At 64.8% G+C, this 20,783-nt stretch carries 19 protein-coding genes and 1 pseudogene; 8 read left to right on the top strand and 12 right to left on the bottom strand.

Features of this window, described 5'->3' with window-relative positions:
• Window positions 1-19 precede the first annotated feature (19 nt).
• The 3 genes from ccsB to AC1D1F_RS05705 all read right to left on the bottom strand — a co-directional run bounded on the left by ccsB (window position 20) and on the right by AC1D1F_RS05705 (window position 4,453).
• Window positions 20-1,399 (bottom strand): c-type cytochrome biogenesis protein CcsB, encoded by a 1,380-nt coding sequence (gene ccsB, locus AC1D1F_RS05695; protein WP_477677064.1) that lies wholly within the window; start codon window positions 1,397-1,399, stop codon window positions 20-22.
• Window positions 1,396-3,600 (bottom strand): cytochrome c biogenesis protein ResB, encoded by a 2,205-nt coding sequence (locus AC1D1F_RS05700; protein WP_477697099.1) that lies wholly within the window; start codon window positions 3,598-3,600, stop codon window positions 1,396-1,398. The genes ccsB and AC1D1F_RS05700 overlap by 4 nt, the downstream gene beginning before the upstream one ends.
• 181 nt (window positions 3,601-3,781) lie before the next feature.
• Window positions 3,782-4,453, bottom strand: coding sequence for a c-type cytochrome (locus AC1D1F_RS05705; protein WP_477677062.1), 672 nt, complete (start codon window positions 4,451-4,453; stop codon window positions 3,782-3,784).
• A 210-nt stretch (window positions 4,454-4,663) separates the two neighbouring features.
• Between AC1D1F_RS05705 and yihA the strand changes: the two genes are divergently transcribed.
• Complete coding sequence (gene yihA / locus AC1D1F_RS05710) at window positions 4,664-5,392, top strand: ribosome biogenesis GTP-binding protein YihA/YsxC (protein ID WP_477677061.1); 729 nt, start codon at window positions 4,664-4,666, stop codon at window positions 5,390-5,392.
• Window positions 5,393-5,439: 47 nt separating this feature from the next.
• The gene (locus AC1D1F_RS05715) at window positions 5,440-6,351 is read left to right on the top strand and encodes an alpha/beta fold hydrolase (protein WP_477677060.1); all 912 of its coding nucleotides are present in this window, start codon (window positions 5,440-5,442) and stop codon (window positions 6,349-6,351) included.
• Between the two features lie 21 nt (window positions 6,352-6,372).
• On the opposite strand, the gene AC1D1F_RS05720 is transcribed toward AC1D1F_RS05715, so the two are convergent.
• Window positions 6,373-7,251 (bottom strand): lysophospholipid acyltransferase family protein, encoded by an 879-nt coding sequence (locus AC1D1F_RS05720; RefSeq protein ID WP_477677067.1) that lies wholly within the window; start codon window positions 7,249-7,251, stop codon window positions 6,373-6,375.
• A 14-nt stretch (window positions 7,252-7,265) separates the two neighbouring features.
• Complete coding sequence (locus AC1D1F_RS05725; RefSeq protein ID WP_477697100.1) at window positions 7,266-8,129, bottom strand: lysophospholipid acyltransferase family protein; 864 nt, start codon at window positions 8,127-8,129, stop codon at window positions 7,266-7,268.
• A 176-nt stretch (window positions 8,130-8,305) separates the two neighbouring features.
• On the opposite strand from AC1D1F_RS05725, the gene metK reads away from it, so the two are divergent.
• Window positions 8,306-9,490: a methionine adenosyltransferase gene (metK, locus tag AC1D1F_RS05730; protein WP_477697101.1), complete on the top strand. Its 1,185-nt coding sequence runs from the start codon at window positions 8,306-8,308 to the stop codon at window positions 9,488-9,490.
• Window positions 9,491-9,914: 424 nt separating this feature from the next.
• Window positions 9,915-11,270, top strand: coding sequence for a sensor histidine kinase (locus tag AC1D1F_RS05735; protein WP_477677057.1), 1,356 nt, complete (start codon window positions 9,915-9,917; stop codon window positions 11,268-11,270).
• A gap of 22 nt (window positions 11,271-11,292) precedes the next feature.
• Here the strand turns inward: AC1D1F_RS05735 and AC1D1F_RS05740 are convergent, their stop codons facing one another.
• From AC1D1F_RS05740 to AC1D1F_RS05755, 4 genes and pseudogenes are all read right to left on the bottom strand, one after another.
• Window positions 11,293-11,499 (bottom strand): hypothetical protein, encoded by a 207-nt coding sequence (locus AC1D1F_RS05740; protein WP_477697102.1) that lies wholly within the window; start codon window positions 11,497-11,499, stop codon window positions 11,293-11,295.
• 43 nt (window positions 11,500-11,542) lie between these two features.
• Entirely contained in the window at window positions 11,543-11,761 is a 219-nt protein-coding gene (locus AC1D1F_RS05745) for a hypothetical protein (RefSeq protein WP_477700668.1), read from the bottom strand.
• 167 nt (window positions 11,762-11,928) lie between these two features.
• Entirely contained in the window at window positions 11,929-12,969 is a 1,041-nt protein-coding gene (locus tag AC1D1F_RS05750; RefSeq protein WP_477679168.1) for an NADP-dependent oxidoreductase, read from the bottom strand.
• A gap of 15 nt (window positions 12,970-12,984) precedes the next feature.
• A pseudogene (locus AC1D1F_RS05755) lies at window positions 12,985-14,105 on the bottom strand (MFS transporter).
• A 78-nt stretch (window positions 14,106-14,183) separates the two neighbouring features.
• On the opposite strand from AC1D1F_RS05755, the gene AC1D1F_RS05760 reads away from it, so the two are divergent.
• The 3 genes from AC1D1F_RS05760 (at window position 14,184) to groL (ending at window position 17,427) form a co-directional block, all read left to right on the top strand.
• Window positions 14,184-15,185, top strand: coding sequence for an AraC family transcriptional regulator (locus tag AC1D1F_RS05760; protein ID WP_477677723.1), 1,002 nt, complete (start codon window positions 14,184-14,186; stop codon window positions 15,183-15,185).
• Window positions 15,186-15,434: 249 nt separating this feature from the next.
• Window positions 15,435-15,725: a co-chaperone GroES gene (locus AC1D1F_RS05765; RefSeq protein WP_007872916.1), complete on the top strand. Its 291-nt coding sequence runs from the start codon at window positions 15,435-15,437 to the stop codon at window positions 15,723-15,725.
• A 49-nt stretch (window positions 15,726-15,774) separates the two neighbouring features.
• Window positions 15,775-17,427, top strand: coding sequence for a chaperonin GroEL (gene groL, locus AC1D1F_RS05770; RefSeq protein WP_411877453.1), 1,653 nt, complete (start codon window positions 15,775-15,777; stop codon window positions 17,425-17,427).
• A 54-nt stretch (window positions 17,428-17,481) separates the two neighbouring features.
• On the opposite strand, the gene AC1D1F_RS05775 is transcribed toward groL, so the two are convergent.
• On the bottom strand, window positions 17,482-17,829 hold the full coding sequence (locus AC1D1F_RS05775) for a DUF805 domain-containing protein (protein ID WP_477652401.1): 348 nt from the start codon (window positions 17,827-17,829) through the stop codon (window positions 17,482-17,484).
• Window positions 17,830-18,142: 313 nt separating this feature from the next.
• On the opposite strand from AC1D1F_RS05775, the gene AC1D1F_RS05780 reads away from it, so the two are divergent.
• Window positions 18,143-18,814, top strand: coding sequence for an OmpW/AlkL family protein (locus tag AC1D1F_RS05780; RefSeq protein ID WP_477697104.1), 672 nt, complete (start codon window positions 18,143-18,145; stop codon window positions 18,812-18,814).
• A 38-nt stretch (window positions 18,815-18,852) separates the two neighbouring features.
• On the opposite strand, the gene AC1D1F_RS05785 is transcribed toward AC1D1F_RS05780, so the two are convergent.
• A complete protein-coding gene (locus tag AC1D1F_RS05785) occupies window positions 18,853-19,800 on the bottom strand; it encodes an AraC family transcriptional regulator (protein ID WP_477677726.1) in 948 nt (315 codons plus the stop codon).
• A gap of 11 nt (window positions 19,801-19,811) precedes the next feature.
• Window positions 19,812-20,780, bottom strand: coding sequence for a carbohydrate kinase family protein (locus AC1D1F_RS05790; protein WP_477700669.1), 969 nt, complete (start codon window positions 20,778-20,780; stop codon window positions 19,812-19,814).
• Between the last annotated feature and the right edge of the window lie 3 nt (window positions 20,781-20,783).

Raw genomic sequence — 20,783 nt, forward strand, 5'->3', positions numbered from 1 at the left:
TACAAAGACTCCCCGCCGGCTACAAGGTTCCGTAGCTGTGCAAGCCCGAAAGGAACATATTGACGCCCAGGAAGGCAAACGAAGTGACCGCCAGCCCCACCAGGGCCCACCAGGCGGCGACCGTTCCGCGCAGGCCTTTCATGAGGCGCATATGCAGCCAGGCGGCGTAATTGAGCCAGACGATCAGCGCCCAGGTTTCCTTGGGGTCCCAGCTCCAATAGCCGCCCCAGGCCTCGGCCGCCCACAGGGCGCCCAGCACGGTGGCAATGGTGAAGAAAGCGAAACCGACGGCAATCGCCTTGTACATCACGTCATCCAGCACCTCGAAGCTGGGCAAGCGCGCGGCAATGCGTTTACGGCCCAGCAGGATGCCGGCGGCGATCAGCCCCGACACCGCCAGGTAACCGACCCAGTAATAGCTGCCGCCCACTTCGGCCGGCGACTTGCTGCGAAACACGATGGGCACGAAGCACAGCACGACACCCAGCAGCCACAGTGGCGTGAGCCGGTGCCACTGCTTTTCATCGGCCTGCTGCTTGATCAGGTAAGACAGCGACACCATGGCGGCCAGCGAGAACATGCCGTAGCCGATAAAGTTGGCCGGCACGTGCAGCTTCATCCACCAGCTTTTGAGGGCGGGCACCAGCGGCTGGATTTCATGGGCTTCACGCACCACGGTGTACCAGAGCAAAAAGCCGACCGCGGCGCTGACCACCAGCATCACAAAAGCGCCCAGCGCGCGGGTGTTGTACTGCGATTCAAAGTAGAGGTAGAAGGCCGCCGTCATCCAGCAGAACAGCACAAACACTTCGTACAGGTTGCTCACGGGAATATGGCCGACGTCGGCGCCGATCAGGTAGCTCTCGTACCAGCGCACCAGCGTGCCGATCAAGGCCATGCCGACGGCGACCCAGGCGATTTTGGAGCCCAGCGACTCCAGCGTGCCGCTCTGGCCTTTGGCGAACATGCCCAGCCAGTAAAAAATCGTGCTCATGAAAAACAGCACGCTCATCCACAAAATGGCCGACTGGCTGGACAGGAAATACTTGAGCCAGAACACCTGCTCGGCCCGCGCCAGGTCGCCCTGGTAGGAGGCGATGCCAAGCAGCGCAAAGACGCTCACCACCACCATCAGCACGCGCAGCGGCCGCCAGAACCAGCCCATGGCGATGGCCGCGGGAATAGCCGCCAGAAGGATGCCTTTTTCATAGACGTCCATGAAAGCGCCGTAGCGCACGAAGGCATAGAGAAAGCCGCCGGCGACCAGCGCGGCGAATACCCAGTCCAGCACATTGCGCCGGGCGAAATAGCCTTCGTTGAGGCTCAGCGTGCTGTCGCCGCCGCCGGCCTTCAGCGTGGTGGTGTTCACCGCCGTGGTGTTAATGGTGGAGGTAGTCATAAAGGCGCCTGCAACAGTTTCGTTTTCAACATCTCGAACTCCTTGTCGCCATCCAGGGTCTTGCGATTGGTGGACAAGGCCATGGTGGCCTGGCTGCAGCCAGCGGCTGATTCCGGCACTGAATCCACAACATTGTGATCCTTTGCCTGGCCGCTACCCGCGCCGCGCGGCGCCAGCCAGACCCAGACGCGGCGCTCACGCACATACAGCATGGCGAACACGCCCAGGATCAGGAAGGCGCAGCCCAGGTACACGATGGTTTTGCCCGGCGCGCGCGCCACCTGGAACACGCTGGCCTGGACCTGCGTGAAATCCTTGAGCTCAAAAGCCATGGGCGCCGGATAGAAATGGGCGTCCGACAGGCTCAGCACCATCTGCGACATGAAGGCCAGGGTTTTTTCGTCCTGCGCCATGGGCTTGAGCCCGGCCTGCTCGCGTGTCATCTGGGCCAGTTCGAACAGCGCGCCGTTGAGGATGCGGACCAGCACCTCGCCGGCGCGGTTGCGCTCGGCTTCGGGCACATTGGCTTCCATGAAGTCGGAAATCGCCTGCAGGCCGGCGGTCTTGCCCCCAGCCGCAGCCGGGCCGCCGCCGGCAAACAGCGCCAGCGCGCGCGAAGCCGAAGCTGCGAGCTGCTGCGCCAGTTCGGGCCGTTCACGGCCTATGGCCTGGCTGGCATAGCGCTTGACGGCCAGCTCGCGCTGGGCCGGGTTGGCCAGCGCGGCGCGCAGCCGCAAAAAGGTTTCCATGCCGCCTTCGGCATCGACCGGGATGCGCAGGTACTGGAAAGGGGCCGAGGGGGTCTCACGCACACCCATCAGGTAGACCGCCGGGCTGTTTTCGCCGGGGTCGGTCTTGACCGGCAGCATGTAGTTGTGGAACTCGCGAGCCTGGCCGGCGGAATCGCGCAGCTTGTAGCTCACGCTGGGCCCGACGTTGCGCAGCTCTTTTTGCGTGACCGTCTTGTTGGCCGCGCCCAGTCGCGAATCGATGGCCTGGTGCAGGTCGACCTTGCGCACGTCGGCGCCCGAGCCGCCCATGCTGCCGCCCGAGGCGAAGTTTTCCACGTTGATGACGCGCAGCGCGGTGTATTCGAGCGTCAGCTTTTCGGCGCTGTCGCCCTGCCCGTTGCTCAGGCTGCTGGTGCCGCCTATGGTGCCCTGGATTTCAAAGGGCTTGGTGGCCGCCGCCATGGGAATAGCCTTGAGCGTGACGCTGGAGCCGCCGTCGTCGAAGCTGGACTGGTAGATCTCGACGCCCTTGTGGCGGGCCGGGTGGTTGACCTCCACGCGCGCCGGGATTTTTTCGCCGGTTTCCTTGTCGTGGATGATGATGTCGCTGGCGAACAGCTTGGGCATGCCGGTCGAGTAGTACTCGACGATGAATTTTTTCAGTTCGATGGAAAACGGCAGCTCCTGCAGCAGCACACCGCCGGGCTGGTTCAGGATGGCGGTGCTGGACTGCGTGCCTTCGGCCACCAGCAGGTTGGCGCGGAAGGTCGGGTTGCGGTCGCTCAGGCGGTACTGCGCCGGCACGTCGGCGATCAAGCCGCCGCCGGTGTAAATGGATTTGCCGTTGAGCCACATCTGGCCGCGCACGATCATGTCGCCGTCCAGCAGGCCGCCCACGCACACCAGCACGATGGCGCTGTGCGCCGCGATATAGCCCAGCTTGTTGGCCGCGCCCTTCTTGGCGGCCACCATCCAGCCGTCGCCTTCGGGCGTGCGGCGCTGCTGCAGCTTGACCTTCCAGCCGCTTTGCACCAGCGTCTGGCCGATGCGGCGCGCGGCGGCTTCGGGCGCTTCGGCCAGCGCGGCTTCGGCGCGGTGGCCGAAGGCCTTGAGGCTTTGCTCCCGGACGTTTTCCTTGAGCTGGTTCAGGTCCACCAGGATTTTGGGCGCGTTGCGCGCGATGCACAGCGAGGTGGAAATGACCAGGAAGGCCAGGATCAGCAGAAACCACCAGGCGCTGTAGACGGTGTTGAGGCTCAGCAGGCTGAAGGCCTGGGCCCAGAACGGGCCGAACTGGTTTACGTAGTTGCCCAGAGGCTCCGCCTGCTTGAGCACCGTGCCGATGATGGACGCGATGCAGATCACCGTCAGCAGCGAAATGGAAAACCGCATGGACGACAGCAGTTCCACCGACGCCCGCAAGCTGCGGGAGCCCCAATTGACCTTCATACCCTCGGTGGAAACTGTCATGCTTTAAATGGAACCGGATCGGGCTGGCGGCAGCCGGCAAAAGAGAAAAAAGAAAAAAGGCGGGCTTTCATCAGAAAGACCCGCCTTTGGTGTGATTGGTTTTAGCGGCTTGGGTTCAATACGGCAGTCGAACTGCGTGTATTTTTTCGGCAAAAAAGCCCGCCTTGCGGCAGGCCTCGCCTCAGCGCAGGCCGGCGATGTAGTCGGCCAGCGCGCGGATTTCGCGGTCGTTCAGCTTGGCGGCCACCTGGGTCATGGGAGCGCTGTTCTTGCGGCCGCCGTCGCGGAAAGCGGTCAGCTGCGTCACGGTGTAGTCGGCATGCTGGCCGCCCAGGCGCGGGTATTGGGAGGGAATGCCGGCGCCGGTCGGGCTGTGGCAGCCCGCGCAAGCGGCGATCTGGCGATCCTGCACGCCGCCGCGGTAGATGCGCTCACCGAGGGCGACCAGTTCCTTGTCCTTGGCAAAGCCGGTCTTGGCTTTTTTCGAGGTGGCCCAGTACGCGATGTTTTTCATGTCGTCGTCGGACAGCGCCGAGGCGAAGCCCTGCATGATGGGGTTTTTGCGCTTGCCGGATTTGAACTCCTGCAGCTGCTTGACCAGGTATTCGGGGTGTTGCTGCGCCAGCTTGGGGTTGGCGGGCGTGCCCGAATTGCCGTCGTCGCCGTGGCAGCTGGCGCACACGGCAGCAAAGCTGGCCCCGCCCTTGACCAGGTCAGGCTTGGCAACCTTGGCCGGGGCCGCTGCGGCAGCCGGGGCGGCGTCGTGCGCGGGGGCGGCTTCGCCGGCGGCAAACGACGACACGGCGGGCACGGCCAGCAAAGCGGCCAGGAGGGAAGTAACGAACAGCTTCATATCGGGGGTTTTAATTGGTTGGCGCACAAAACTTATAACTTTCTGATTTTACAATGGCTTCAGGGCACCCCCGATTATTCGGGTCTTGCCGCGGCAATCCGCCAGGGGCTCCCTGCCGGTTCACGGCCTCCCAAGCCCCGCCCACAGGGGCGCTGACCCCTTTCAACGCATGCCGCCGGCATGCAACCGACCTTCAGGGACCGCCCGACCATGACTTCCGCTTCCCCGTCCAAAACGCCCCCAATCGCACCCGGCACCCCCGATCCCAAGATCGCCATGGGCTGGCTGCACACGGCCAAGTTCCTGACCACCGCGCCCGAACTCAAGCACCTGCCGCGCGTCGACGTGCCTGAAATCGCCTTCGTGGGCCGTTCCAACGCCGGCAAATCCACCTGCATCAACACCCTGACGCAGCAGCACAGGCTGGCGTTTGCCTCCAAGACACCGGGCCGCACGCAAAGCATCAACCTTTTCAGCCTGGGCAAGCAGGGCGTGACCGACGCGGTGCTGGCCGACCTGCCGGGCTACGGCTATGCGGCCGTGCCCAAGGAAGCCAAATACCGCTGGCAGCAGGTGATGGGCAACTATTTGCAGACGCGCGACAACCTCAAGGCCGTGGTGCTGCTATGCGACCCGCGCCTGGGCCTGACCGAACTCGACGAAATCCTGCTCGACGTGATCCGGCCGCGCGTCGAAGACGGCCTGAAGTTCCTGGTGCTGTTGACCAAATCCGACAAGCTCAACAAGACCGAGGCGGCCAAGGCGCTGTCCATTGTGCGACTGCAGGCCGGCGGCGGAGACGTCAAACTCTTTTCTTCGCTGAAGCGCCGCGGCGTCGAGGAGGTCGCCCAGCATTTGTGGGACTGGGCCCATCCGCCTGAAAAGCCGGCCAAGGCCGCCAGGGCCGCGCCTGAAGACGTGCCTGAAATCAACGATTAAGGCCGGGCGGCGCTTTCAGCCTTCAATAGAAAGCAGAGCGCAACGCCATGATTGAACCCAGTTTGCAGGCCCTGCCGCACGGCATCACCCTGTCCTGCCGCGCCAGCGGCGCCAGAGACCGGCCCGTGCTGATGTTTCTGCACGGTTTCCCTGAAGCCGCCTTTGTCTGGGACGGCCTGCTCGAACACTTCGCCCTGCCCGAAAACGGCGGCTTCCGCTGCATCGCGCCCAACCTGCGCGGCTTCGAGCAGTCCAGCGCGCCAACTGACGCCTCCGCCTATCGGCCCAAACACCTGGTGCAGGACATCGCCGCGCTGATAGCCCTGGAAGGCGGGCAGCTTGAATGCCTGGTTGCGCATGACTGGGGCGGCGCCGTGGCCTGGAATCTCGCGGCCGGCCAACCGGCCTTGATGAAAAAACTGGCCATCATCAATTCGCCCCACCCCGGCACTTTTTTGCGCGAACTGCAGCAGTCGCCGGTGCAGCAGGCCGCCAGCGCTTATATGAACTTCCTGATCCGCCCCGACGCCGAGGCGTTGCTGGCCGAGGACGACTTTCGCCGCCTCTGGGAATTTTTCACGCACATGGGCGCGGCCGACGGCCCGCACGCCTGGCTCACCGATGCACTGCGGGACCAGTACCGCGCCATCTGGCGCCAGGGCCTGACCGGGCCCTGCAATTACTACCGTGCCTCGCCGCTGCGCCCGCCCCGGCCCGGCCCGCCGCACAACGACCCGGCCGCGGCGGCCGTGACGATTCCGCGCCAGATGCTGGAGATCCACTTGCCCACGCTGGTGCTCTGGGCCATGGACGACATCGCCCTGCCGGCGGTCTTGCTGGACGGCTTGCAGGACTATGTGCCGCGCATGGACCTGAAGCGCATCGAGGGCGCGACCCACTGGATCGTCCATGAGCAGCCGGCGCTGGTGGCGGCGTATCTGGGGGATTTTTTGCGCTGACGGCCACGAGGCCGCGCCAACTCAATACAGCGAGGGATCGCCTTCAGGCCGGGTCTTGAAACGCTTGTGCACCCAGTAGTACTGCGCCGGCATGGCCTCGATGTAGTCGCGCAGCCGCTCGTTCATGAGCGCGGTGTCGGCCACCGGATCGTCGGAGGGGAAGTCCGTCCAGGCCGGCAACACCTGCACCTCGTAGCCGGTAGGGGTAATGCGCGGCAGCAGCGGCAACACCTTGGCACGGCCCAGTTTGGCGAAGCGCGACAGCGAGGGCACGGTGGCGGTGGGCACGCCGAAAAAAGGCACGAACACCGAATCGTCGGGACCGAAATCCATGTCGGGCAGCAAATACAGCGGCTGGCCTTCGCGCAGCGCCGCCACGATGGGCTTGACGCCGGCCGCGCGGCCGAACAGGCGTAAATTGCCGAAGCGCCGGCGCCCGCGCAGTATCCAGCGATCCACCAGCTTGTTGGACTGGTCGGTGTAGATCGTCGTGGAGGGCCGGGGCATTTGCAGCGCCACGGCGGTCCACGCAGCGTCAAGCCCCACAAAATGCGGCAGGAAAATCACAGTCGGCGCGTTGCCCGCGAGTTCTTCCAGCGCGCCCGTCAGGTTCACGCGCCGCTGCACCCAGGTTTTGGGCGCATGCCACAGCCACGCACGGTCCAGCCAGGCCTGCGCGAAGTACACAAAGGTCTGCACGTTCAGCCGGCGCCGCTCGTCCGCGGAAAGCGCCGGGAAGCACAGGGCCAGGTTGCTGTCCACCACACGCCGGCGCGCGCCCACCACGGCGTACAGCACCCAGCCGAGCAGCGTGCCCAGGCCGCGTGTCCACGAAAGCGGCACCAGGGCCAGCAGCTGCATAAAGAGGATGCCGCCGCGGGTTACCAGCCGGCCGGCCATCTGTCGGGCAGTCTTCAAAGCGGTGCTTCCTTGCGGGGTGTCTTGTAGCGCGCATAACCCCACAGGTACTGGCCGGGCTGGCTCAGCACGATGGCTTCAATGGCGCGGTTGATCTGCGTCACGGCCTGCAGCAGCTCGGCGCGGGGCTTGCCGGAATCGACCGGCTGAACGCCTTCGACCGCCGGCCATATCTTGAGGAAATAGCCCCGGCCGTGCGGCAGGCGCTCGCAGCTCACCGGCAGCAGCACCGCCCCGCTTTGCAGCGCCAGCCGCGCCGCCAGGGTCATGGTGTAGGCCGGCTTGCCGAAAAACGGCGCCCAGACGCCCAGCCCCTCCGGCGGCACCTGGTCGGTCAGCAGCGCCACGGCCTGGTTGGCCTTGAGGGTTTTATGCATCAGGCGGATTCCGCTCAGCGAGGCCGGCACGACGGTGAGGTTGGCACGGTCGCGCGCCAGCCGCTCCAGCCGCGCCAGCCAGGCCTTGCGCGCCGGCCGGTAGATGGCGGTGATGGGTCCGTAGAGTTCGGCCAGGGCCTGCGGGCCCAGCTCGAAACTGCCGCAGTGAGGACCGAAAAAAATCACCCCGCGGCCTTGAGCGAATGCCTGCTCCGCGTGGGCCTGGCCTTCCACCCGCACATTGCCCAGGCAGGACTCCGAGGCCGGCCGCATCCACAGCTTGGGCAGTTCGGCGATAAAACGCCCGGCTTCCGCAATCGCCGGTCGGGCCAGCTCAAACGGCAGGCCGGCCTGCGCCACATGGGCCCGGAACTGCGCGCGGTAGCGCGGGCTCGCGGCCCAGACCAGCCAGCCCAGCGCAGCGCCAAGCGCATGCAGGGCGGCCAGCGGCCAGAGGGCGAAAAAACGGAATAACCAGGACATTAAGCGGGCAAAAGGGGTATTGAAGGGCCAATCCAGCCCAAAACAGGCTGTCTTATAATGAAGGCTGTCGCTGAGTTACTGAACAACTTGCAGGGCGACATTAAACCAAACTGCTAAAGCGTTCGCCGAAGCACCCCAGCCGGCAACGCGCCGACAAACTTCATGGAGTGTACGCAATGGCGAACGATTTTCTCTTTACTTCCGAATCCGTCTCCGAAGGCCATCCCGACAAGGTTGCCGACCAGATTTCCGACGCGATTCTCGACGCGATTTTTAAACAGGACCCGCTCTCGCGCGTGGCTGCCGAGACCCTGACCAACACTGGCCTGGTCGTGCTGGCCGGCGAGATCACCACCAACGCGCACGTCGACTACATCCAGGTCGCGCGCGACACCATCAAGCGCATCGGCTACGACAACACCGAATACGGCATCGACTACAAGGGCTGCGCCGTCATGGTCTGCTACGACAAGCAGTCCAATGACATCGCCCAGGGCGTGGACCACGCCAGCGACGACCACCTGAACACCGGCGCCGGCGACCAGGGCCTGATGTTCGGCTACGCCTGCGACGAAACGCCCGAGTTGATGCCCGCGCCGATTTATTATGCGCACCGCCTCGTCGAGCGCCAGGCCCAGCTGCGCAAGGACGGCCGCCTGCCTTTCCTGCGCCCCGACGCGAAAAGCCAGGTCACCATGCGCTACGTGGACGGCAAGCCGCACAGCATAGACACCGTGGTGCTGTCCACCCAGCACAGCCCCGACCAGAGCGAAACCGCGCACAAGATGAAGGCTTCTTTCAATGAAGCCATCATTGAGGAAATCATCAAGCCGGTGCTGCCCAAGGGCATGCTGACCAAGGACACCAAGTACCTGATCAACCCGACCGGCCGCTTCGTCATCGGCGGCCCGCAGGGCGACTGCGGCCTGACCGGCCGCAAGATCATCGTCGACACCTACGGCGGCGCCTGCCCGCACGGCGGCGGCGCCTTCAGCGGCAAGGATCCCAGCAAGGTGGACCGTTCGGCCGCTTACGCCGCCCGCTACGTCGCCAAGAACATCGTGGCGGCCGGCCTGGCCCGCCAGTGCCAGATCCAGGTGGCTTACGCCATCGGCGTGGCCAAGCCCATGAACGTCACGGTCTACACCGAAGGTACCGGCGTGATCTCCGACGAAAAGCTTTCGGCCCTGGTCAACGAGCACTTCGACCTGCGCCCCAAGGGCATCATCCAGATGCTGGACCTGCTGCGTCCCATTTACGAAAAGACCGCAGCCTATGGCCACTTCGGCCGCGACGAACCGGAATTCACGTGGGAAAAGACGGACAAGGCGGCCGCGCTTCGCGCGGCTGCGGGCCTGTAAGGCCCCGAGCGAAGCGAGTTTGTCCGGCTTTCAGCGCAGGCTAACTTCGCATCGCGAAGTTAAGGGCCGAAGGCCCGCGCCGAAGCTAAAGAACTGATAAAGCTCAAGCGCTGCGTGCAGCGGCGGGCCTGTAAGGACCGCGGAGCGAAGCTCCTCTTGAGCTTTGGGGACCGCTCGTATTGCGCAGCAATGTGATGCGGTCACCACAAGGCAGCTGCGTTGCGTGCGGCGGCGGGCCTGTAAGCCCCACACAACAAGACCGGCGGCAAGGCGCGGCGTCCTACGCCGCACCTTGCCGAATACCGGCACCATAGAGCCACCTCCGGGTGGCTTTTTCATGCCTTGCCGAGAGGGCCGGCCTCCACAATTTTGGGCAGCGTGCGCCGGCCGGCGGCACCATTCGAGAACTTCCACGAAAGCTCCCATGCGAAGCACTCCCCACAAAATGGCCGTCAACATCGCCTGTGCCCTGGTCGCCGTGCTCACGCTGATCGGCATCAGCGAGCTGTCGTACCTCCGATCCATGGAGGCGATGGACGAAGTGGCCAAGGCCCACGTCGCGCGCAGCCATGTGCAGCGGCTGCTGCGCGATGTGCTCGACGCGGAAACCGGGCAGCGCGGCTACCTGTTGACCGGCGACACCATGTACCTGGAGCCCTACAAGGCCGCCATCGCGGACATCAGCCAGACGCAGGATCAGCTGCGCGAGTTGCTCGCCATGCGCAAGGACCAGGTCGACACGCTGTCGACGCTGGGGCGGACGGTGCAGCGCAAGCTGGCCGAAATGGACCTGTCCATCCGCATGAAGAACGAGGGCAAGGACGATGCCTGGCGCTTTGTCCTGACCACGGAGGTGGGCAAGGAGCAAATGGACATCATCCGCAACGGCGCCGCCCGGCTGGTCACCGAGACCAACCAGGAGACCACCAACGGCTACACGGAAGTCCGGCACTCCCTGCTGCTGACGCGTATAGGCATCACCCTGGTGGCAAGCGTCGCTTTTATCGCCTTCTGGCTGTATCTGCGCCAGACGGCCGCATTGGAGCAGGCCGGGCAGCGCCAGCAGCTGGCCTTGCAGGCCGAGCGCGACCTGCTGGGCGTCCAGATCAGGGAACGCACCAGCCGCCTGGCCGAACTGGCCACCCACCTGCAGCAGATCCGGGAAGAAGAAAAAGGCCACCTGGCGCGCGAACTGCACGACGAACTCGGCGCCCTGCTCACGGCGGCCAAGCTCGACGTCGCGCGCATCAAGGCCAAGCTTTCCGGCGACAACGGCGACCTGCCCGCCCGCATCGAGCACCTGATCGAAACGCTCAACAGCGGCATCACCCTGAAGCGGCGCATCATTGAAGACCTTCGGCCTTCCTCACTGTCCAATCTCGGGCTGGTGCCGGCCCTGGAAATCCTGACGCGCGAATTCGCCCAGCGTTCGGGCCTGAGCATCGCCACCAACCTTGAGCCCGCGGCCCTGGACGAAACCATCCAGCTGACGGTTTACCGGCTGGTGCAGGAAGCGCTGACCAATATCGCCCGCTATGCGCAGGCGCAGAACGTGGACATCAACCTGCTGAGCTACAAGGACTACATCGTGGTGACGGTCCACGATGACGGCCGGGGTTTCGACCCGCTGGCCGTCCAGGCCTCAAGCCATGGCCTGCAGGGCATGCGCCACCGGGTGGAAGCCTCGGGCGGGCGCCTTGACATCAACGCCACCCAGGGCACGACCATCGCGGCCACGCTGCCCCTGACGGTGCTGCGCAAGGCGGCGCACCAGGGGTGAGGCCGGCCACCGCTGAACAAATTCAGCCGCGCGTGTAAGGCGTCTTCCCGATATGCGGGGTGTTGCCCAGTTCTTCGGACGGTTCGCCATCGGCCTTGGGCTGGGGAAGGGTTTTGTTGGTGCCCTCCTTGCCGAATTCATCCGAAGCCTTCTTGCGGGGCGGGCCCGCAGGGGTCTTTGTACCGCCGGTCCGCCGGTTCCCCGGCTCCGGACTGGATCTGCTGCTCATTTCCCTCTCCCGGACACAGAAGTGGCGAATTCCATGGAATCCATCAGGTGACAAAACTGCTGCCGGCCGGGATGGATCCTGACGCACCGGCTTGCGGTCGCGCCGGCGCCGCAGGCACGCCGACCTGCTTGCCGGACACCGGAAAAGGCCAAGGATGGCGGGACTTGGCCGGTTCGGCCGCCGGTTCGGCCGCCGCTTCGCGCGCCGGACGCAAGCCGCGGCTGTCCTGTGCTTCTTCGCGTGGAAAACTGTCTAGAAACATCTTGCTGCCCATTGGGCCCGGAGTGGATGAATTTCGACTTTAGGGGGCGGCGGGGGTAACAAGTCGTCAGCGGGAGAGGAATTCCGTGTAGGACAAGCTCGATTCGGCTGGCACCAGCCCCTCGTTTTCGCGGCGCACATTTCCAACGCAATCCGCCGCCTCCGCAGCTAGGCCTCCAGGCGCACAACGACCTTGCCTGAGTGCCGGCCCTGCAGCAGGTCCGACAGGGCAGCAGGCGCTTCCAGCAGGCCATCGACAACATGCTCCACCGCCTTGACCTGTCCACTGCCAACCCATTCGCCCATTTCGCGGCGGAACACGTCAAAGCGTGCGCCATAGTGGTCAAGGATGATGAAGCCCTGCACCCGCACCCGCTTCTGCAGGATGGCGGCCAGGAACTGCGGCAGCTGGTTGGCGCCGGGTGAGCTGGCCGAGTCGTTGTAATGCGCGACAAAGCCGCACACCGGCATGCGTGCGCCGATATTGAGCAGGGGAAGGACTGCCGACAACACCTCACCGCCGACGTTCTCAAAATACACGTCAATGCCCGCCGGGCATGCGGCGGCAAGCTGTCCCGCAAATAAGGACCCGTGCCTGTCGACGCAGGCATCAAAGCCCAGGTCGTCGACGGCCTGCCGGCACTTGTCGTCACCGCCGGCGATGCCGACGACGCGAGCGCCCTTGAGTTTCGCGATCTGGCCGACCATGGCGCCCACCGCGCCGGTGGCCGCCGCGACAACCACGGTTTCGCCGGCCCTGGGCTGGCCGATGTCGAGCAGGCCGACATGGGCCGTGAAGCCCGGCATTCCGAGTGCGCCCAGCGCCAGGGAGGGACGGGCCATCTCACCGATCGCCTGCAGGTCGCCCCCATCGCTGACGGAATAGTCCTGCCAGCCGGCGTTGGCGAGCACGAGATCCCCCGCGCGGTACTGGGGATGCCTGGACGCCACGACGCGGCTGACGGTGCCGCCCGGCATGGTGCCGCCAAGCGGAACGGGAGGCGCGTATCCGGGCCCGATGCTGTCCATCAGGTTGCGCATGTACGGGTCCAGCGAAAGGAACTGTGTTCGCAACAGCACCTGGCCTTCGCCCGGGCGCGGCACTGGCTCAGTCACGAGATGGAAGTCGGACGCAACAGGCAGGCCGCGCGGGTGCGCCGCCAATGTGATGCGCCGATTGGTGCCGGAATCTGGTTTTGGCTGGGTCACGTTCGCCTCCGTGATTCAGCCGCGGCCGGATCCGGGGCCGCGTCGCCATGCCAGCAGGCCGCCCAGCACCACCGCCACCATGGCGAATGCGGGGGCTCCCAGCGCGCCTGTCCGGTCAACGATGAGGCCGCCTGCGATGGCGCCCGTGGCAATGGCGATCTGGAAGGCCGCCACCAGCAGGCCGCCGGCGGCCTCCGCCTGGTCGGGTGCGGCACGCACGATCCAGGTCTGGAAGCCGACCGGGAATGCGCCGAACGCGAAGCCCCACAGCGCCACGGCCACGGCGGTGACCACGGTAGAGCTGCCGCCGATGAGCAGCGCAGCCGCCAGCAGGGCTATCAACCCGCTGCCGGCGACGATCGCGTAGCGTTCGCTGCGCCCCGCCAGCCAGCCCCCCGCAAAGTTGCCGAAGAAGCCGCCGATGCCGTAGCCCAGCAGCACGGCGGAAATCGCCGCCACCGACAACTTCGTCACGTCTTCCAGCACGGGCCGGATGTAGGTGAAGCCCGCGAAGTGGCCGGATATCACCAGCAGCACCGCCAGCAGCGCAATGCGCACCGGCCCCCGCGTAAGCAGGTCGCGCAGGCCCTTCAAACTGGCCTTGTCGCGTGGCGGCAGCGCCGGCAACGCGGCCAGCTGCACAAGGAAAGCCAGCACGCCGACGACGCCTGCCGCGACAAAAGCGCTGCGCCATCCCCACAAACTGCCCATCCAGGCGCCGACCGGCGCCGCGCAGACGGTGGCAATGGAGACACCAGTCAACACCAGCGACATGGCGCGCGGGAAAAGCCGCTCCGGCACCAGGCGCATGGCCAGCGCCGCCGCCATCGACCAGAACCCGCCGAGCGCGATGCCGAGCACCACGCGCGCGAACAGCAGCACCGCGAGCGAGCCGGCCGTCGCCGCCAGCAGGTTGGACACCAGCAGAAGGGCAGTGAGCGTCAGCAGCACCCGCTTGCGGTCGAAGTGCGCCGTCAACAGCGGGATGGTCGGCGCGGGGGCCCCCCCCCCCCCCCGCCGAGGGAAAGTGAGGCGACCGCCGGCCAGAGAGCGGCGGCCTCGCCGGATGAATTGTTGGCAGGGCCTGCGCCGGCAGCCAGCGGATCCAGGCAGGCAGAAGAGGAATTGGATGGCATGAGATATGAAGCCTTGTTGAGGACAGGGTGACCAGCTTAGGCCTAGCATCGACACATTTCCATGGCGAAAGAGCCGAAATGCTTGACGATTCCTCCAGAACTTTCACGCCCGTCGTTCAGCCCCCTCATGAAGGCGCAGGCCCGCCCGCCGCGGGGCCCGATCCCCTCACCCAGGTCCTGCTGGGCCTGCGCCTGGATGGTGTCGAGTACGGCCGCTGCCTGATGCACGCGCCGTGGGCGATTTCCTTTGGAGCGCAAGCCACCGCGCGTTTTCATTTCGTCGGCAGCGGAGATTGCTGGCTATACACAGAGCCGTCCGGGTGGATGGAACTGAAGGCCGGTGACGCGGTGCTGCTGCCGCGCGGCACGGCCCACACCTTGGCCAGTTCACCCGAGGTTCCGCCGGTGGCCCTCGCGACCTTCGATCGTGAGCGGGTCGCGGACGATATCTATCTGTTGCGGGACGGAGCGCCCGCGGCGCAAGCACCGTCCCATGTCATGTTCTGCGGCACCATGAAGTTCAACCTCGACTCCCAGCACCCCTTGCTGGCCATGATGCCGGGGGTGATCCGCGCCGGCGACCTGGCGCAGCGCGACCCGGGCGTGCCCATGCTGCTCGAGGCGATGGAGCGAGAAGCCTCGCTCAACCGCATGGGTGCCTGCGGCATCCTGGCCCGCATGGCCGATGTGCTCGCCGCGACCATCATCCGCGCCTGGGTCGAATGCGCCTGCAGCAACTCGACTGGCTGGATCGCGGCGCTGCGCTCGCCCGGCGTGGGCAAGGTGCTGGCCGCCATCCATGCGACGCCGGAGCAGGATTGGAGCGTGCCGGAACTGGCGAACATCATGGGCGCATCGCGGTCACGTTTTGCCCAGGCTTTCAAGGAGTCGGTGGGCGAGAGCCCTGCCCGGTACGTGGCCCGCATCCGCATGTTCCAGGCCCGCAACTGGATCGCGCAGGACGGAATGCGTGTCACCACGGCCGCCGACCGGCTGGGTTACGACTCCGAGGCCTCCTTCAGCCGGGCGTTCAAGCGCGTCATCGGCCACGCGCCCAGCAAGGCGCGCAGTGCCGTGTGACCGCGGTCGCCAAACGGGCCGGTTTTGACGGAATCTGGCCCAACGGCGCTCCGCAACACCCGCCGCCACCCCAAAAAGCAGGTTTTCCGGCCCTTGCCTTGAAATGGACCCCAATTGCCCCTATGATTAGCACTCGATGGTATTGAGTGCTAACAAAGCCCGATCAATCCCACCAAAGTTAACAAGCACCCACTTCCAGCCGGGTGCTTTTTGATTCCCAAAACCAGTGTTCTCAAACAAGGAGCTCTCATGAAACTTCGTCCTTTGCACGACCGCGTGATCGTCAAACGCGTGGAAAACGAAACCAAAACCGCTTCCGGCATCGTCATTCCTGACAGCGCCGCTGAAAAGCCTGATCAAGGCGAAGTGCTGGCCGTTGGCCCAGGCAAGAAAAACGACAAGGGCGAACTGAGCCCCGTGGGCGTGAAAGTCGGCGACCGCGTGCTGTTCGGCAAATACAGCGGCCAGACCGTCAAGGTCGACGGCGACGAACTGCTCGTCATGAAAGAAGAAGATTTGTTTGCAGTGGTCGAGAAGTAATTTCTCACCCACCCCAAATCCTTAATTAACTGAATCTGGAGAATTAATCATGGCAGCAAAAGACGTCATTTTCGGCGGCGAAGCCCGCGCACGCATGGTCGAGGGTGTGAACATCCTGGCCAACGCCGTCAAGGTAACCCTGGGCCCCAAAGGCCGTAACGTGGTTCTGGAGCGCTCGTTCGGCGCCCCCACGGTGACCAAGGACGGTGTGTCCGTCGCCAAGGAAATCGAACTGAAGGACAAGCTGCAGAACATGGGCGCGCAGATGGTCAAGGAAGTCGCTTCCAAGACCTCCGACAACGCCGGCGACGGCACCACCACCGCCACCGTTCTGGCACAAGCCATCGTCCGCGAAGGCATGAAGTACGTTGCCGCCGGCATGAACCCGATGGACCTGAAGCGCGGTATCGACAAGGCCGTGCTGGCCCTGACCGAAGAGCTCAAGAAGGCTTCCAAGCCCACCACCACGTCGAAAGAAATCGCCCAGGTCGGCTCGATCTCGGCCAACTCCGACGAATCCATCGGCAAGATCATTGCCGACGCGATGGACAAGGTTGGTAAAGAAGGCGTGATCACCGTCGAAGACGGCAAGTCCCTGCAAAACGAACTCGACGTCGTCGAAGGCATGCAGTTCGACCGCGGCTACCTCTCCCCTTACTTCATCAACAACCCTGAAAAGCAGTCCGCACTGCTGGACAACCCCTTTGTTCTGCTCTACGACAAGAAGATCAGCAACATCCGTGACCTGCTGCCTACCCTGGAACAAGTCGCCAAGGCCGGCCGTCCGCTGCTGATCATTGCCGAAGAAGTCGAAGGCGAAGCCCTGGCAACTTTGGTGGTGAACACCCTGCGCGGCATCCTGAAGGTTGTGGCTGTGAAGGCCCCCGGCTTCGGCGACCGCCGCAAAGCCATGCTGGAAGACATCGCCTGCCTGACCGGCGGCAAGGTCATCGCTGAAGAAGTCGGCATGTCGCTCGAAAAAGTGACGCTGGCAGACCTCGGCCAGGCCAAGCGCATCGAAGTGGGCAAAGAAAACACCATCATCATCGACGGTTCCGGCGCCGCTGCCGACATCGAAGCACGCGTCAAGCAAGTCCGTGTCCAGATCGAAGAAGCGACCAGCGACTACGACCGTGAAAAACTGCAAGAGCGCGTGGCCAAGCTGGCCGGCGGTGTTGCCGTGATCAAGGTCGGCGCTGCCACCGAAGTCGAAATGAAGGAAAAGAAGGCCCGCGTTGAAGACGCACTGCACGCTACCCGCGCTGCCGTGGAAGAAGGCATCGTGGCCGGCGGCGGCGTGGCGCTGCTGCGCGCCAAGCAGGCTGCAGGCAAGATCGCCGGCGACAATCCTGACCAGGACGCCGGTATCAAGCTGGTGCTGCGCGCCATCGAAGCCCCCCTGCGCGAAATCGTTTACAACGCAGGCGGCGAAGCCTCTGTGGTCGTGAACGCCGTGCTGGCCGGCAAGGGCAACTACGGTTTCAACGCCGCCAACGACACCTACGGCGACATGATCGAAATGGGTATCCTGGATCCCACGAAGGTCACCCGCACCGCACTGCAGAACGCAGCCTCCGTCGCATCCCTGATGCTGACGACCGAAGCCATGATTGCCGAGGCTCCGAAGGAAGAGTCCGGCGCCGGCGGCGGCATGCCAGGCGGCATGGGTGGTATGGGCGGCATGGGCGACATGGGCATGTAATGCCTGCCTGAGCTTCTCGCTCCATCAAAAAGGGCCGCTTTCGCGGCCCTTTTTTTATTGCTCGGCGGGTGCCGCGGGTGCGGCGCCTTCGTCATACTGGTTGGGGCCTTCCGAGGGCTGCACGCACCAGTACAGCAGCAGCAGGTTGACCAGCGGGATCAGGCCGATCAGCATCAGCCAGCCGGTCTTGCCGATGTCATGCAGGCGCCGCACGCCCACCGCGATTGCCGGCAACAGCATCGCCAGCGCGGCGATGCCGTACAGGATGTTGCTGATCATGCCGGTGACGATCAGGACGATGATCTGGAACAGGAAGAACCACCAGAACTCCGGCCGCGATGCCCGGCCGGTAAAAGTGACGTATTTGGAAAAACAGGTGGAGATGGCTTGGCCGAAATTCATGACAGTGATCCTCCTCACAAGGTGTAAACAGGGTGAATTCCCTGCCGCATGATAATGCGGCCCGTCCCGCAGGGCTACCGCGGCCGGCCGGGACCGGGGCAGCGGCCGATTTTGGGGCGCGCAAGCCGCTTTGTCCGCATCCGTACAAACCTTGTACGAAGAACGTTTTCAATTGGCCAGGGCGTTGCGTCTGCGCTTCACCCACGCCCCTTAAAACCACGCGGAAGGCAGCGCTTACCGGCGCTTGCCGCTACCATGAGACGCATCGATCCACTGGATGAACCCTCCAAAACGCCACAACGGTCACCAGCCCATGACTCTTTCCAGACCCCACCTGATTGCCGCGGCCCTCATGGCTGCTGCCTTCGCCCTCCCCGTTTTCGCGCAGCAGGCCGGCACCTGGTCCCTCTCGGCCGGCGTCACGCGCATCAAACCTTCGGTGGACAGCGACAGCCTCACGGGCAACATACCGAATGTGCGCGTCGGCGTCAGCAACGACACCCGGCTGACAGGCGCGGTGAATTACATGATCACCGACCACCTGAACCTGCACCTGCCGCTGGGCCTGGGATTCCGGCATGACGTCACCGGCGACGGCGTGCTCGCGGGTTTCGGCAAGGTGGCAGAAACCAAGGCCTTGCCGATCACGTTGATAGGCCAGTACCGCTTCTTCGAGGCCAACGCCAGCTTCCGGCCCTACCTGGGCGCCGGCCTGTCCTACGTGCGGTTTTACAAGGAAAAAGGCAGCGCCCTGCTGACCGCGCTGACCAACCCCGGCGGCCCGCCCACCGGGGTGTCCTTCAAATCCAAGCTGGCCCCATCCTTTCAGATAGGGGGGGTCTACAAGCTCACCGAGAAATGGTTTGTGGAAGGCAGCTACACCAAGACCCTGCTCAAGACGCGCGGTACGCTGAGCACCGGCCAGACGATTGACGTGAGGCTGGACCCCAACTGCTTCACGGTGCAGCTGGGCTACCAGTTTTGATTCCACGCCTGCCGGAGAAGCGGGGATAACCGGGAAAATCAGGCTGGCCGGCCGAATCGGCCATCGGCCTGGCGCCTGAACTCGGTGGGCGTCATGCCCTTGATCTCCAGGAAACGCCGGTTGAAGTTCGCCACATTGTTGAACCCGACCTGGTAACAGATGTCGGTGACCTTGTGGTCGGTCTGCATCAGCATGTGGCAGGCGCTGTTGATGCGCACGCGGTTGACGAAGTCGGTAAAGCTGTTGCCGGTGGAACGCTGGAAGAAGCGGCTGAAACGGCTTTCACTCATGCCGAGTTCGGCCGCCACGGCCGACATCGAGATCGGCTCCGCCAGGTTGGCGGTCATGCGGTTGACGATGCCGTTGATCTGGTCGACCTGCGCATCGCCATCGGCGCCCTGCGCCCCTTGCATCTGTACGCTCGACAGCAGCCGGTAGTCCGTCCATTGCGCCAGGTCGGCCATGAACTCAAAGAATCGGCCGAGGCGGCGCACCCCGCGCGCGGCCTTGATGTTGTCCCAGTGCATTTGCGCCTGTTGCGACAGGCCAAAAAATTCGATGCCGTGGCGCGCCCGTTCGAGCAATTGCATCACCTCGCGCAGCTCGGGAATCCCGGCCGCCGCGCGTTCGATGGGTTCGTGGTGGAACTGGATTACCCGGTCGCGTCCCGCGGCACCGCCTTCGGGCACGTCGAGCGAAATCCAGTTGTGCGGCAGCCGCGGGCCGCACAGCACCAGATGGCCGGGCTGGAACGGCCCTATCCAGTCGCCGACAAAGGCCTTGCCCGAGGTCTCGGTGATCAGGTGCAGTTCATACTCTTCATGAAAATGCCAGCGCACCAGCGGGCTCGGAAAGCCGTGTGCAAGGCAGCGCACCAGGCCGGTTTCAGGGGCCTCGTAGCCCAGCAAGGGAGAGCGCGCGATGTCGCGCTCCAGCTCGGGTTGGCGCTGGCGGGGTATAGCGCGTCTGGATGTGGACGTGGTCATGGCAGCCTGTATCAGGACCGGGGAGCAAGGGCCTCATTGTCCTCCCGCGGGAGCGCGGCGCGAACGGCTTCCAGCGTGGGTGGATCGGCGCCTTCGCGGGTGCAGTTCAGTGCGGCCGCCATGGCGGCGAAGCGCATCACTTCGCGCCATGCACCGTCGCCCAGCTCACCGAGCTGGGCCGGGTGTTCGACGCCATGCGCAAGCAGCGAAACCGAGAGCCCGGCCGTAAAGGTGTCGCCCGCGCCTATGGTGTCGATCACCTTGACGCTCGGCGCCGCCACGGCAAGCGCTTCGTGCCCGGTGCGCCAGAGCGTGGCGCCGCCGGCGCCGCGCGTGACGATCACCGCGCGCGCGCCAGCTTGCAGGCAATCCGCCGCCAGTGCGTCGGCAGCCCTGCCGGGCGCCAGCAGTTCGGCATCTTCGTCGCTGAGCTTGACCAGGTCGGCCATCGCAAACCAGCCCATGGCACGCGCACGGTAGGCCACCATGTCGGGAATCAGGCTGGGCCGCACGTTGGGATCCAACACGATCACACGGCGCCCGGCGTTGGCGGCCATCAGATCGGTGATGCGCGTGGCGGCAGGCTCCTGCAGGAGTGCGATCGAACCGAAGTGGAGAAAGCGGCAGTCGGCCGGCAACTGCGGCAGCGGCTCAGGCGCCCAGGTCGCGTCGGCGCTGCCGCGCGTATAGAAGGCATAGCGGTTGGTCTGCGGTGTGCGCTCGACGAAGGCCAGGGTTGACGGCGCATGGCTGCGCAGGATGAAGCGGGTGTCCACACCGTTGCGTTCGAGAAACCCCATCAATCGTTCGCCGAACAGGTCGGTCGACAGCTGCGTGAGGAAACCGGTGGGCTGCCCGAGGCGGGCACAGGCGACGGCCGTGTTGAGCGGCGAGCCGCCCTCATGGCCCAGGAAGGCCAGCGTGCCGGCCTCGCCGGCGGTGAAATCGATAAGGGCCTCGCCCGTGATTGCAATGCGCATGGT

The sequence above is a fragment of the Polaromonas sp. P1_H6 genome (assembly GCF_056405195.1).